Raw genomic sequence first — 14,629 nt, forward strand, 5'->3', positions numbered from 1 at the left:
AGGCCACAACCTGCGCAAGATCCTGCGCCGTTTGGCGCTTTTATGCGCCCGTTTTCGGATCAGCCTCAATCAATTGCTGGCAAGCAAAATACCAAGCTTACAATTGACTGGCTGAAAAACAAGTTTTTCAGGGACGACTAGGTAGCAAACTTTTTTTGGTTTGCCGTCATAATTTTTCAAATCAACGAAAAACCGAGGTTGCTCCCCTGCGCGATACGGATATGGCATCTGATTCATTCTCAACCTCGGATGGATGTTGCAGTCGCTCGGCTTTACCCTTTGAAAGGGTGAATATGTAATCCGCTGCATTTATCAGCGCAGGCTGATGAGAAACGGCAACTACGGTAAGATCCTTTGCCAGCTTTTTGAGCGTGTCGCAAACCAACCGCTCGCTTTCAGGATCGAGCGCGCTGGTCGGTTCGTCAAGCAACAGAAAAAGCGGCTGGTGAGCCAGCGCTCTGGCTATTGCGATCCGCTGACGCTGACCGCCCGACAGCAGCCCCCCGCGTTCGCCGACAATCGTCTGCAACCCTTCCGGAAGGGCGCTTACGAAATCCCAAGCTCCCGCTTGGTGCAACGCTCTTTCCGCATCGGCTTCAACCAGGTCAGGCGCGCCGACGAGTATGTTGCTGAGAATGGTATCGTGAAGCAGAACATTTTCCTGCGCGACATAGCCGATCATGCGTCGCCAGTCGCGCGGATTGATTTCACGCAGCGGCACGCCATCTATGAGCATATCCCCTGACTTTGGTTCAGCCAGTCCACACAGCAGGTCCAGCATGGTACTTTTGCCAACGCCCGATGGTCCTGCAATGGTGGTGAATGAATTGACTGGAATCTCAAGGTTGAGATCCTGGAATATCGGTTTCGTGCCGTAATCAAAATCGATGTGACGCAAGCTGATCCCCTTTTGAAGGGTAGGCTGACGCGTACCCGTCGTTCTCTCCGCTGCGGCACGCGCCTCTTCAATCGCTGTGCGCAAAGCCCAGTAAGCACTCTCCTGTGCCGCCAGATTCTGGTATTTGCGCTGCGTTTTATTGAGCAGGCTCAGAAGGCGGGTGAGCAGAAAGACCATCACCATCACAGCCGGCAACGAAAGCTCCCATATCGACAAGGCCAGATATAAGCCTGACGCTATCAGGGTGGCCAGTATGGGTTCCTGCAAGGCCATCAAAGCTTCCCGCGCCATGATTTCGCGCCGGGTGGCTTTTTCCAGTTGCTTGGTCTGGTCGCGCAGGATGGCCTCCGCCACGTTATCCCGCGCCATGGCTTTCAGTGATTTTACTGATCCGAGCACGTCGGAAAGATAAGTCAGTAAGTGACGCATCAGTTGAGTCTGCTTGCCCCCGGCCCGGCGGGTAGCCCGGATCAGTTGATTCAGCAGCCGCAGCATTACCACGCCGACAAGTAACGAAGTAAGCGTTGCCTGCCATGAAACGAACATCGCCACGGTTCCATAGACGATGACTTGTATCACCAGCGCCAGCACGGTGACGCTGTGCTCAAAACCGTTGGCCGCACGGTATGCTTCGGTGGCGACCGAATTCGCCAGGGAACCCATGGGTTGACGCAGATAATATTGCCAGCGGCTCGCGAGCAGCGCGTCGATCAATTCAAGGCGAAGCGCGGTGGCGACATGTGCGACGGTATAGCCGACTTGCCTGTTGGCCATCAGCAATATCACGCTCTTGATGATCATGCCTCCGACAATGATCAGCAGCATGACGCCAATAGTCGGTACGATGCCGATCCCTTGCAGTACGTCGACGATTCGCTTGCCGATGTCGGAATTCGCGTTATCGCCCACCGCAATCGAAAGTAACGGGAGAAGTGCGGTTAGACTAAGCCCTTCGGCGATACCTGCCGCCAACAGCGCGACCAGGACGTACGCGGTGCGCCGCGGGAAAAGCATGCAATAGGTGTATAGAGTTCGCATCGCTGGGTTTGCAGACTACCGACGGGCGGTATTCGGCCCGATCAGGAAGACAAGAAGTGAAGATAACAAAATAGGGGCTGACAATTATACGCTAGTGGTAATTGATGGCCCGATTTCGGCGAGTTAGCCGGTTCAGCCGATTTTATCACTTTGTACGGTGTAAATTAGCACCAGGACGATGCAAACCACAAATCGGAATGCAGATTCCTGGCCATTCCAGTCCGGTGATTGCCACATGCAGAACCATTCCGCACCAACGACAACAAAGCCAAAAAACCATAAGGCAAAACCGCAGGATAACCCCAGGATGGATAGAAATTTGGCATTGTCAAATGTCAGCGCATCATCACGGATATGGCGAAACAATTGCAATGCCCCCAGAAGACACAGTATGGCAATTATGAATTCAGAGAATATGATAAGTATATAGATGGCGGAATGCAGCAGCGGTTCAGTGATGGCGCGATACTTCAGAACGTTTCCCGGATATACCGTATCCATCGACATCACGTGCTGAACGAACCGGAAATTCGATTGGTAATCGAGAATATTATTAGAAGCAACCACGAGCGCCAGGCAACCAATACCGGAAATTAAAAATATTTTGCTCGCTCGTATTGCAAAAGATCTTTCCATGTTTCGAACTTCATTTTGCACAAACCATGACGAGATAGACCAAAAAAGAGAAAACAGCGATGTTATCGACTGTCGCACCTAAGTTTTTTCATCCGTTTTTTTGACGCCACGGATATTCAGCGCAGCCAAGGCTATCTGGAGGCCAATAACTGCTAAAGCCTGAGCATACCATCCCCAGGCGATCCACAAGACGTTGCTGATGAGAGAACACCAGAAGCCGGCATTGCGCCTGCGCTTGGACTGGTAAGTCAGCAACCAGACCGCGAGTATGTTGATCACCATCGCGGGCCATTGTAGCAGGGAAAAATAATCCATATTCATTTAATCCTCAGGAAGCTTCGTGGTGGCGCAGAGTTATATCGCTAATATTTTGGCTTTTACTTTTATGAGTCTTCGCTTATTAGCCTTCACGAGGCGACCTTATGGAAGTCTTTCCACTCGACCGTACCTGGGGCTGTGGTCAGCGCAATCAGGGCGGTGCGGCGGATTCACAAATAGACTTGAGTATCCTCTCATCAGTTAGCTGATCATTCCGTACGAAAGAACACACAGCGCTGTAATAAGTCGACTCTGAATAGCATCACCACCGGCATTGTCGGGCCGATAGCTCACCGCGCATTCCGCGACAACGTAAACCGATTCCCTGCGGCCCTTCACTTCGTGCGCAATCGCACATACGACAAAACGAGTGTAGAGGATGATAATTTGGGTGAGTTGGAGCATCGCCGGGGTTGGCCGTCTCTTGCGTCTCTGCTCCGGCGAAGAGATGTGCAGTCCATCCGAATAATTATGAATACAGCCTGACTTCTCTGATATCGGCTGATCTTCCAGATTGGAGAGTGTCATTTTTTGTGGATGTATAGGAAGTGAACCATGGATATTCCTAAGTCAAGCGGCCGCGCGTTATGGAAGGGCGCCATAAGCTTCGGCCTGGTGCATATACCCGTAGCCCTCCATTCCGCAACGGCGGAACAGGGACTGGATTTCGACTGGCTGGACAAGCGCAGCATGGATCCGGTTGGCTACAAGCGTATAAACAAGAAGACCGGCAAGGAGGTCGACAAGGAAAATATCGTCAAGGGCATTGAATATGAAGAGGGGCAGTATGTCGTGCTGAGTCAGGACGAAATCTCTGCTGCTTATCCGAAGGCCACTCAAACGATCGAGATTGAAATGTTTGTACCGGTCACCGATATTCCATTTGTTTATCTTGAGCGTCCTTACTATATCGTTCCGATCAATAAGGGAGCCAAGGTCTATGCGCTCTTGCGCGAAACCCTTCTCAAGACCCGGCGCATCGGTATTGCGCGGGTGGTTATTCAAACAAAGCAGCACCTGGCTGCTCTCATGCCATCAGGTCCCGCACTCGTGCTGAATCTGTTGCGATGGGGCGACGAGATACGCAGTTGGGAGAAATTGAGCTTTCCTCCCGAGGGAAAGGAGGAGGCGGGCATTACCGATAAGGAATTGAAAATGGCCGAGCAATTGGTGATGGACATGAGCGGAAAATGGCATCCTGAAGAGTTCCGTGATTCTTTCAAGGAGGAAATCATGAAACTCGTCCATGAAAAGGTCGAAACGGGCGACATACAGACCGTGGCTCAACCGGAGGAATCCGAAACGGCACCTGGTAGTGCACAGATACTTGATCTTACCGAATTGCTGCAGCGCAGCCTGAAGAAAAGTGGGGACAAGGAGAGCAGTGGCAAGGCGCGAGGCAAAAGACCGGCGGACGCAGACAATGTACCCACTTCTAGCAAAGGTACGCATAAGCGCCGCGCATAGAAAACCGCCGAATAAGTCTTTAACCCAGATAATTCATTAGGCGGCTCTGCGAGCCTACGCGAGTGCTGGCGGTCAGTTTGCGGCCATTTTTGCCGCTTGCTCGGCGTCCATAGACTAAGCTATGGACTTCTCTCAACCAGCAAAACTGTCTCGCAACCTGCCTCGCCATCATCTCGCGTCCTAATGGATCATCTGGATTGAAAAATGTCAAACTCGGATTCGCTCAAGGTCTATCGGGAAAAACGTGATTTTTCCATAACGTCCGAACCTTCCGGCATCGGTACCCGCAGTAAGGCAAGAAAGACAGCCTTATCATTTGTCGTTCAGAAGCACTGGGCAACGCGGCTCCATTACGACTTCAGGCTTGAACTTGATGGGGCGATGAAAAGTTGGGCCGTTCCCAAAGGGCCCAGCTTCGACCCGGATGACAAACGCATGGCGGTTCATGTCGAGGACCATCCCATCTCATACAACAGTTTTGAAGGCGAGATTCCGCGCGGGCAGTATGGTGCGGGTAAAGTCATCATCTGGGACAGGGGAACGTGGATTCCTCTTGAGGACCCCCACAAGGGTTATCGTGACGGCAAGCTGAAGTTTGAGCTGCGCGGGCACAAATTGAAGGGTCACTGGGCGCTGGTACGCATGAGAAGGAAGGAGGAAGAAAAACGGGAGGCATGGCTGCTCATCAAGGAAAAGGATGATTATGTTCGCTCATCCAACGAATATAGCGTGGTGGATGAAATGCCCGAGAGTGTTGCCGGGCTTGAACCGCTGGAGGTTCAAAAAGCTGCTGCACCGGTTAGCACAACGTCAACCAGGACTGGATCGAAGTCCGGAAAAAACGAACCTGCCTTGCCGGAAAACGCAGTTAAAGCGGCCCTTCCCCGCATCCTGCGCCCGCAACTCGCCACGCTGGTGGATGGGCCGCCCAACGATCCGGCTGAGTGGATTTACGAAATCAAGTTCGACGGCTATCGGATGTTGACCAGAATAGATGGCAGCGACATTAAACTCTTTACTCGAAATGGAAATGACTGGTCAGAGAGATTGCCTCATCTTATAAAAGCAATAGCGAGGATGAGGCTGAAGTCCGGATGGCTCGACGGCGAAATTGTGGTACTGAATGACAAAAACATACCTGATTTTCAGGCGTTGCAAAATGCATTTGATAGCGCCCGGACTCAAGGCATTATTTATTACCTGGTCGATATACCGTTCTACAATGGATATGATTTGAGAGAGGCTTCACTGATTGAACGAAGGGCATTACTCCGAACCCTTTTTGAGCCACCTCCGCCGGAACCGATACGCTTCAGCGATATTTTCGATGCGCCGCCGAAAGATATAATCGCCTCGGCCTGCCGCCTGGGGCTGGAAGGCTTGATCGGTAAGCGCAAAACTTCGCGTTATGCCTCGCGCCGCTCTCCCGACTGGATAAAGCTGAAGTGTACGCAACGACAGGAATTTGTAATTGGCGGTTTTACCGACCCCAAGGGTTCCCGGGCCGGTATAGGTTCGCTTCTGCTCGGCTACCATGATGAAGACAAGAAGCTTCGTTATGCCGGGAACGTAGGCACGGGATTTAGCGATAATACGCTTCATGATCTTAAAGTGAAATTGGACAAAATTGCCACTGAGCGTCCACCATTTGTCGGAGCGAGCGACATTGAAAAAAATGCGCACTGGGTTAAGCCCACGCTGGTGGCTGAAGTGTCCTTTGGAGAATGGACACGAGATGGACATATTCGCCACTCGGTTTTTCAAGGCTTGAGATCGGATAAAAAAGCAGAAGTCATTATTCGGGAGAAGCCGGTGCATACCGCCGATGCAAAACCTGCGGGCACGGTGCCAACACCATCGTTGAAGGTTTCACACCCCGAGCGTGTAATTGATCCATCCACTGGATTTACGAAAATTGAGCTCGTTCGCTACTATTTGCTGGTCGCACCTTTAATGCTGGAGCATCTCAAAGGCAGGCCGGTATCGCTCGTCCGCGCACCGGAAGGAATTGCCGGTCAGCTGTTTTTTCAGAAGCATTGGGAAAAAGAGAATATGGCGGGAGTCAATCAGCTTGACCCGTCTCTGGATCCCGGGCATGAGTCATTGATTGAAGTTGCCAGCGCCGAAGGTCTATTAGCGTCCGCTCAAATGAATGTAATCGAGTTTCATACATGGAACGCCACAAAAAATGCTATCGGCAAACCTGACAGGATGACATTCGATCTGGATCCCGGCGAAGGGGTGAAGTGGTCGTTCATCCAGGAAGCGGCACAGCTTGTTCATGTATTTCTCAGGGAACTGGGGTTGGAATCTTTCCTGAAAACGAGTGGAGGCAAGGGCTTGCACGTCATTGTGCCAATAAAGAGGCTGCATGACTGGGACACCGTAAAAAATTTCTCTCAAGCCATTGTCCAACACCTCGCCGAAACCATACCGCAGCGTTTCGTTGCCAAAAGCGGGCCGCGAAACCGCGTTGGAAAGATTTTCATAGACTATCTTCGCAACGGTTTCGGGGCAACGACCGTGTCGGCCTGGTCAGTACGCGCACGTCCGGGCCTGGGCGTGTCAGTGCCTTTGGCATGGGAAGAACTGGAGTCGCTTACGAGCGCCAGCCGCTGGTCGGCCTTGAATATCCACGAACGGTTGGATAAGGGCAACGCCCCATGGGCAGACTACGGCGCTACGAAGCAATCAGTAGTACCGGCCATGAAAACGCTGGGATTCAAGCCGACCAGCAGACGGTGACGTGAAGCCACACCTTGATTCGGTCATTATGCGGCGAGGGACGCGACTTCACGTGGGACTGGTGTGCATTATTCAGAAGATTGAAGGTAAGGGCGACCGACCGATGATCATGTTTAGATTTCCGATTTCCAGGTGAACCAGGAGCAATAGTTGCAAAAAATTATCACTATGGCTTCACGCCGGTAACCACATTGAAATAACCAAAAGCCGGATACACCTGAATATCGTGAAAACCAGCGTCCTTCAGCATCGCGGCCAATTCAGCGCCTGAATAGCATTCACCTTCCGTCCATCCCAGCATTAGCATGCTATATGCTGCAGCAGCCAGAGGTCCCGTCTTTTCGTCGTTGTAGAGGATATCGTGAATGATGAGGCGTCCGCCGCGCTCGAGGCTCCGGAAACTTTTCTCCGTAAGGAATCTGCACCTCTCCGGAGGCCAGTCGTGATAGATGTTGGAATAAAAATGTAGATCGGCTGCCGGGAATGGGTCGTTCCACATATCGGCAACATGGGTCGTTACACGATTCTGCACGCCGTACTGATTAATGAACTCTTGAGCGACCTCGCATATAGGCTCCAGATCCAGGACCAGCGCATCCAGGTTTGGCGATTTCAACGCAGCCACGATCGAATGCGCTCCCGAACCGCCGCCTATGTCGAGCATCAGTTGATGGCTGGTGAGATCCAGGACACTTGGCCAGGCGGAGGCCAACGTCATACTCATGCTGTGCATGCCACGCGTAAATCTCCGCGCCAGTTCCGCCTGCTCTTCATGGGATTTATAAATATCGCCCCCTCCATAGGCCTGGGGCGAATCGGTGAGCACTGCCCTCTCCAGGCTTGCGTAGGAAAACACTTCTGAATTGTCAATCATCATATCCCAGAAAAATCCGAAGTAGCTCGGACTCTTTTCGAGGAGATAGTCTTCCGCAAGCGGGGTAAGCGAATAACGCGTGTCCTTGAGAGAGAGAAAGCCCAACGCTGTCGCAGCCGTCAGGATAGCCTCGGCCGGCCGTGGGTTGAAGTTCAGCGCCTTGCAGATTTCAGGCAATGTACGCGCTCCTTCCCCAAGCAAGGCAAAAACCTTCAACCTATGGGCTATCAGCAACGCCGGGTATCCATAAACCGCAAAAGGTACATCCCATACGCGCCGGTCATCCGATCGAGGCTGTGGAATGTTTTCATACATTATCTGGGCCATAAAATCCTCTTCCATTATGATTGATTAGCTCGCTTCCTATATCGCAGGCACCAGGGTGCGCACCCAATTTTCAATATCAGGGTCTTGGCAATAAAGAAGCAAGTAAACGTCTGGTATCGGCTTCCTGCTGCATGCTGAACTTCGAAATCAAGTCTCGGTTGCGGTTCACATCGTACTGGATACCAAGATAATAGATGAGTTTTCCCTGCCCATCCAGAAGTGGAGTGAGCGTCAGATGGTTAAAGAAGAGCTCGCCATCCTTTCGATAATTGCGTATGGTCACTTCGATGGGCAGGTGCTTGCTGATGGCCCGGCTCATCGCAAAACGCGCTTCCTGTTCACGATCGCCCTTCTGGAGAAAACGACAGTTGCGTCCGAGGATCTCCTCCTGCGGATATCCAGTCATGACCTGGAATTGCTTATTGGCATAAACAATGGGCATGTCATCCTGATCGGGATCCACCAGTGTGATTCCGTTTATCGAGCTGTCCAGTATTTCAGACAAGATCTGCGGGATTAATCCGGGATCCTTTTCCACTACGAAAGTCATTTGTTTCTCCTGGATATTTTGCGGAATGGCAGGCCGCTAGCTGGCCGCGTATTTTTTTGCTTCAGTTAAACGCTTCAAATTTCTTACCGTTCGTTGCGCGCCTTCCTGAACTACTACCCGAATCAATTTCTCGAACGGACGCATGAACATTTGAATCTCGAGCAATTCAAAAGTAAAGATCAACTCGGACGATTTGCCACTATCGATGCATCGTATCTCATAGCTGCAGCGGAAAGGATCGGCAACTCCGGCAAAGCCCAGGCGCTTGTTTGGCTCATACACATTTATTTTGAATTGGGTTTCCGTCCTGCGGCCCTGGTCAATACGCACCTGCCTTGCGATAGTTCCTAGCCTTGGGGGGCCGCTAGTCACCGACTCAAGCTCAACGACCTCAGGAGACCATTTGGGATAATTTTCAAAGAATCCTTCTCCCAAATAGCTGAAGACGTGTTCGGGCGAACAATCGATCACAATGTTCGCTGTCGCTACAACAGGTTCTTTGGAACCTAAACTGAACATACTTCGTGCCCCTGTTTTGCAGCCTACAGGCTTGAGTTGTACTTCGACGAATAATAATAGCTGTTATCGGCTTGGGTTGGGTACGCTTTAGGCAGGAACAAAAAATCCGGGCAAGCCAAATTATTCCGTTGGAGTTATGCACACCATAGCCCGGCGCAAATTTTTTTCACCACTATAGTCGAATTTCGAACAATTTCCAGACCTTTCGTCACGCCGGCTGAGGGAACTGCCACGTACTTGATCGCGCATATGCGATGCGAGAGTGGAATTCTCCGAAGCGGCCTCGCCTCCTGCTGACGATACAAATTTGTCCAAGAGGCTGGGAAGGGATTTGTATTTTATGCTTTGCTGAAGCTCGATTCTTTGCGAGTAAATAAACCGTTATTCGAACGTCATCTGATGAACCGCTGCAAAGAGGACTTTTCGCAAAACCAAAATTGCTTCTTTTAGCCGTTTACGACAGTGCCTCCATTCGGATGCAGCACTTGCCCCGACATATATGAGCATTCCCCCGAAGCCAGAAAGACATAACAGGTTGCTACCTCATCAGGCTGTCCAGGGCGTTTCATGGGCACGTCTTTTCCAAAACTACCGACCTTTTCGGGCGGAAAAGTCGAGGGTATCAGTGGCGTCCATATAGGTCCGGGAGCGACACCGTTTACAAGAATTCCCTGTTCGATCAATTGTAGTGACAATGATCGCGTAAAAGCAACGATTGCGCCCTTCGTTGCCGAGTAGTCGAGTAAATGCGGGCTTCCTTTATAGGCTGTCACCGATGTAGTATTAATTATTCGTGCACCTTTTTTCAGATGAGGGAGCGCAGCTTTTACCATATGAAACATTGAAAAAATATTTGTGCGGAAAGTTTTTTCGAGCTGCGCATTGCCAATATCCATAATGCTATTCCGAACATGTTGCTCCGCGGCATTATTTACCAAGATGTCAATGTGTCCAAAAGCCGAGATCGCCTTTGCGACGACTTCGGCACAGAATTGTTCTTTACCCACGTCACCTGCAATTAAAAGACATTTTCTTCCACATTGCTCTATTTCTTTTTTCGTGTCGTTTGCGTCTCCATGTTCATTTAGATAGGCAATGGCGATATCGGCACCTTCCTTGGCAAAGGCAACGGCCACGGCACGCCCGATACCACTATCCCCGCCGGTAATAATCGCAACCCGGGCTTGCAGCTTGCCGCTTCCCCGGTATCCCTCAAGGGTCGAGTCGGGCTGAGGCTCCATCTCTGCTTGCAAACCGGGTTGCTTTCTTTGATGCTGCCTGGGAATTTCCATCGTGAACGCCTCCTGGAAAAGTTAGTACTATAGGGATTGCCGCGCATTGATCCGTGCGCTTACACACATATGAGCGGATCGGCCGAATAATCTATTTTCGGTGCCTTTACCGATTCTCGGCGTTTTTCTCGCGCTTCTTCGGTGGGACTTCTTTCTTTTGTGGCGAGGCCTCTTTGGCGGGATGTGACGTGGTGTCTTTGACTGAGGCAATCAGCGCCCTGCAATTGGTATCCTCGCCGGGACCCGTCTCTATCAGCGGAATCAGTGCAGCGGCCGGTGTCGCGAAAATGCCCAGCAGAACTGCCGAGCCGATGCGTATGGCCAGAATTTTGTCCGGATACACGGTCGGGTCCTTGAAAGTGCCACCGATATGCACGGGCGTACGCAAGCTCAAAACACTGATGTGCTTGGGTTGCGGGGAAATCTTCAGATCGATGGCTTCATCGACGAGGCTTATCCACCCTTCGCCGATAATGTTTGTTTCTGTTGTGTCAATGACAAAAGCCTCGCTGGTCATGATTCCTTTCCTGATATCGAAATCGCTGACAGCGCAGCGGATATTGGCATTTTTATCCCCCGCGATCAGAAGTTTGAGAATCCGCGCTCCATCGAGCCCTATAATATCCAGCATCAGTTTGCTGATCTGGCCGCCAGACATGATCAACCCGAAGTTGCCATCGGCAGATGCGAGAAGCGCGCCCACCGACTTGCCGTGCCCCGTTACCGTTGTTGTGCCGCCTATCACGCCCATGCTGTCCTTGGTTAGCTCGATCTTGGGAAAGAGCTTCGGTAACTGCAGCCTTTTAAAGTCAATCCTGGCCTCTGCGGCGGGTATGTCCTTCCGTGCATTTATCGCGACCCTGGAAATAATACTCCCGCCTGCGACCGAGAAATTGGCGGGGTCCATGGTCAGCAGCCCATCATCGACCTTGAGATGCGTTACCAGATGCTCGACCGGCAATTCCTTGTTGCGAATCGATTCTCCGGTGAACTTGACGTCCGCGTCCATTGCCCGCAATCGGTCCACCTTGAATTCCTGGTCCGGCAGCACGCGGTCCCGCTGGGCCTCTATCGATGCTTTTTTCTCCTGTTTTTCGGCAGGACTATCTTGTGGTTGCGGTGCGCGCCGGGCGCCGACAAAACCTTTCAAATCGTTCAGGTCGAGGACTTTTGATACAACATCCGCGCGCAGCATGGGGCGCTTGCCGCCGGTATCAAAAAATATATCGCCGCCGAGATCGCTTTTGCCTACCTCTCCTGAAAATTGCTTCATCGACCACTCGGTTTTCTGGTGCGTAAGCCTTCCTGATATCCGGTATGGTGGTGAGGGAAAAAATACGATTCCCACCATCGGATAAAGTGCGGATAGATCCTCCCCACGTATTTCCAGCTTCAGATCCATTGCAGACAGCTCGGCAAGCCCGGTAATGATGCCGTCAACCGCGGCGTGAGTCGTTCCGATTTGAGCGCTCGCTTTGATGGGATAGGGGAGCGTTTTATCCGCAAGTGACATCACCTTGCCACCCTTGGCTTGCGCCGTGAATTTCAGGCCGATGAATGTCCCTTCAGCCGCCACGTCGAGCGGCATTTCCCGCGCGTCCGCTGCCGGATCGGTGTGTATGCTTATCGTTACGTCGGTTTTTGTCTTGGGATCGCGGAAAATGACCTTGCCCTGGTCCAGGACGAGCCTACCAATTTCCGGCAATTCCACTTTCTCTTTTTCGTCCTTTTTAAGATCCCAATTGCGCTTTCCATCCTCACTCTTTTCAAGGATGATTTTCGGCCTGGATATGGATACTTCGGGCAGTACGACATGGCCGAGGAACAGATTCCATAGACTGACGCGGAAAACGGCCTTATCGACATCGAGCATCGGCTGCTGCGTGCCCCAATCGGCATTGGCAAGTGAAAGTCCTCCCATACTGATCAGCGGGTTGAGCGATAGCCTGACATCGAGATCGCCCTGGATCGTGAAATCGCGACCGGTCTTTTCGGTTACCTGGTGCTCGACATATGGCTTCAACATGTTCCAGTCAAACCAGATGGCAAATAGTGTGACAAGCACAAGTAATGTGCCGAAGATCAAAAATATAGTCTTTTTTACGGTCCTGGGACGGATCGACATGGACGGGCTTGCAACCGAGGGCAGAACAAAGAACAGGAGCAGTTCCTATAGTTTGGAATGATACTTCTGTTGGTAGCACCGTTCAGTACGTCACCGCACATTCAAGCTTTGGTAGAAGCCCGGCATGGGTCGGCTTGTGGCTGGTAAAGTGAGGGCAATCTTGATCTTGACCGCAAAGCCTGCGGCATGGCTTTGCGGTCAAGATCAAGATTGCGGAGGGGTTGCGAAGTCGTCGGTTGGTTTTTCCGAATACCAGTTATCTCATGATTCTTTTGCTGGTTATGCTGATCCGATCTATTTTATTCCAGCTGAGATCCGGAATCGGTAGGGTTGCGCATCGTCTCGCCCGCGTGCGCTTGTTCTGGCAGCCTGTCGGACTTAAAGGCAATCGGCTGTAAGCGCGTCTGGTCGGTTCATATTTCGCCGCTTTTTCGGCCAATAGAACAACTATTGGCCTTCAAAATCCGCAAAATCTGCGCTCTCACTTGATCACTTTTCGCTGCAATTCTTCAAGCCCGACAGGCTGCTAGTACTTTCGCACATCACGAAACAGACGATCGAATTCTTTCTTGACCACATCGTAGCACTCGCAAACGTGTGTTTCGAGTCCGGCTCTGTCAAGCACGGTAATGTGGCCGCGCCGATAGCGGATAATCTCGGCCTGTTGCAGTTTTCCAGCAGCCTCCGTAATGCCTTCGCGGCGCACGCCAAGCATGCTGGCGATCAATTCCTGAGTCATGACCAATTCCTGGGAATTCAATCGGTCCAGCGTCAACAATAACCACCTGCACAACTGTTGTTCGATGGTATGGTGCCGATTGCATACGGCGGTCTGTGAGATCTGCGTAATAAGCGCCTGAGTGTAGCGCAACAACAATCGTTGTATCGGGCCTCCTCGATTAAACTCTTGCAACAGAAGCGAGGCTTTCAGCCGGTAGCCATAGCCGGCAGTTTGCACAGTGGCCCAGCTCGGCGTACTTTCACCGCCCATGATCAGCGAAATACCGAGCAAGCCCTCATTACCCACGCCTGCAATCTCCGATGACGCGCCATTTTCCAGGATATAGTGCAGGGAAATGATGGTGGAAGTTGGAAAGTAGACGTATGGAAGGCGCCCTCCGGATTCGCAAAGAACGTCCCCAAGCGGCATATGAACCAATTCCAGGTGCGATTTTATGCGTTCAAGTTCAATCGCCGGCAAAGCGGCAAGGAGACGATTCTGGTCGGGCTGATGTGGAGGAGAGCTTGGCATCCGCTACAGAAATTTTTTATAAAAAAAGTAAGCGCAGCGTGGGCATGGTGGAATGAAATCAAAAAAATCAAAAGATGGCAAATGCTCGAAGGCCCTTCTCCTTCCACCAGCCGGTTTCCATCCAACTTATGATAGCATTTATCTTAGAACGCAAATTCTGTCAAGCACGGCCTTTTTACGGAGTATTCCATTTTATCGGGTGGTATTTTGTGCGCTAGCGTACATACTATGGATGAGCCAAATTTTTATCATTGCTCTTTACCTGAATAACAGCAGCATTGGGGTATTTACGCAATCGGAGGCTTCACATCGAGAGTTGCAGCGATTCCACGGCATAGGCTGGAACGACAAAGGTTGGCGCGAAGCCAGCAGGAAAGATTCTGCGCTCATCGGTGGGATGTAAGGGAGATTACTACACGATAAGGCTTATTTCCCCAAACTGCTGCCTGCAAGCAGGAGTTGACGAATATCGTAGTGTTACTCTTCCTGCTTATACTATTCGCTCTACCGCTACGGAGCTACGCAATCGGAGAGGTTTACATCGTGAGTATGTTGGCTCAAGATGAGACCACGACTCAAAGAAGCCCA

13 protein-coding genes are annotated in these 14,629 nt (G+C 51.4%); 3 read left to right on the forward strand and 10 right to left on the reverse strand.

All coding sequences use genetic code 11. From position 1 onward, the window contains the following. Positions 1-181: 181 nt before the first annotated feature. From BLP78_RS11475 to BLP78_RS11490, 4 genes are all read right to left on the reverse strand, one after another. The gene (locus tag BLP78_RS11475; RefSeq protein ID WP_090459359.1) at positions 182-1,936 is read right to left on the reverse strand and encodes an ABC transporter ATP-binding protein; all 1,755 of its coding nucleotides are present in this window, start codon (positions 1,934-1,936) and stop codon (positions 182-184) included. 132 nt (positions 1,937-2,068) lie between these two features. Then, positions 2,069-2,572 (reverse strand): DUF2165 family protein, encoded by a 504-nt coding sequence (locus BLP78_RS11480; protein WP_090459361.1) that lies wholly within the window; start codon positions 2,570-2,572, stop codon positions 2,069-2,071. Between the two features lie 78 nt (positions 2,573-2,650). Next, positions 2,651-2,893, reverse strand: coding sequence for a hypothetical protein (locus BLP78_RS11485; RefSeq protein WP_231623553.1), 243 nt, complete (start codon positions 2,891-2,893; stop codon positions 2,651-2,653). 198 nt (positions 2,894-3,091) lie between these two features. After that, complete coding sequence (locus BLP78_RS11490; RefSeq protein WP_090459363.1) at positions 3,092-3,418, reverse strand: hypothetical protein; 327 nt, start codon at positions 3,416-3,418, stop codon at positions 3,092-3,094. Between the two features lie 27 nt (positions 3,419-3,445). Between BLP78_RS11490 and BLP78_RS11495 the strand changes: the two genes are divergently transcribed. Beyond that, positions 3,446-4,357 (forward strand): non-homologous end joining protein Ku, encoded by a 912-nt coding sequence (locus tag BLP78_RS11495; protein ID WP_090459364.1) that lies wholly within the window; start codon positions 3,446-3,448, stop codon positions 4,355-4,357. A gap of 204 nt (positions 4,358-4,561) precedes the next feature. Next, entirely contained in the window at positions 4,562-7,102 is a 2,541-nt protein-coding gene (ligD, locus tag BLP78_RS11500) for a DNA ligase D (protein WP_090459366.1), read from the forward strand. A gap of 166 nt (positions 7,103-7,268) precedes the next feature. Here the strand turns inward: ligD and BLP78_RS11505 are convergent, their stop codons facing one another. The 6 genes from BLP78_RS11505 to BLP78_RS11530 all read right to left on the reverse strand — a co-directional run bounded on the left by BLP78_RS11505 (position 7,269) and on the right by BLP78_RS11530 (position 14,041). Beyond that, positions 7,269-8,303, reverse strand: coding sequence for a methyltransferase (locus BLP78_RS11505; RefSeq protein ID WP_090459423.1), 1,035 nt, complete (start codon positions 8,301-8,303; stop codon positions 7,269-7,271). A 76-nt stretch (positions 8,304-8,379) separates the two neighbouring features. Next, complete coding sequence (locus BLP78_RS11510; protein WP_025039480.1) at positions 8,380-8,853, reverse strand: PAS domain-containing protein; 474 nt, start codon at positions 8,851-8,853, stop codon at positions 8,380-8,382. 36 nt (positions 8,854-8,889) lie between these two features. Further along, positions 8,890-9,372: an SRPBCC family protein gene (locus BLP78_RS11515; RefSeq protein WP_025039481.1), complete on the reverse strand. Its 483-nt coding sequence runs from the start codon at positions 9,370-9,372 to the stop codon at positions 8,890-8,892. A 446-nt stretch (positions 9,373-9,818) separates the two neighbouring features. Further along, positions 9,819-10,664: an SDR family oxidoreductase gene (locus tag BLP78_RS11520; RefSeq protein WP_090459368.1), complete on the reverse strand. Its 846-nt coding sequence runs from the start codon at positions 10,662-10,664 to the stop codon at positions 9,819-9,821. Between the two features lie 106 nt (positions 10,665-10,770). Then, positions 10,771-12,789, reverse strand: coding sequence for an AsmA family protein (locus BLP78_RS11525; protein WP_090459370.1), 2,019 nt, complete (start codon positions 12,787-12,789; stop codon positions 10,771-10,773). A gap of 526 nt (positions 12,790-13,315) precedes the next feature. Beyond that, positions 13,316-14,041: a Crp/Fnr family transcriptional regulator gene (locus BLP78_RS11530; protein WP_090459372.1), complete on the reverse strand. Its 726-nt coding sequence runs from the start codon at positions 14,039-14,041 to the stop codon at positions 13,316-13,318. Between the two features lie 52 nt (positions 14,042-14,093). Here BLP78_RS11530 and BLP78_RS11535 point away from each other — a divergent pair, with 52 nt between their 5' ends. Then, a complete protein-coding gene (locus BLP78_RS11535) occupies positions 14,094-14,444 on the forward strand; it encodes a hypothetical protein (RefSeq protein ID WP_090459373.1) in 351 nt (116 codons plus the stop codon). The last annotated feature ends 185 nt before the right edge of the window (positions 14,445-14,629 follow it).

Source organism: Nitrosospira sp. Nsp1 (assembly GCF_900100985.1).
Taxonomy (GTDB): domain Bacteria; phylum Pseudomonadota; class Gammaproteobacteria; order Burkholderiales; family Nitrosomonadaceae; genus Nitrosospira.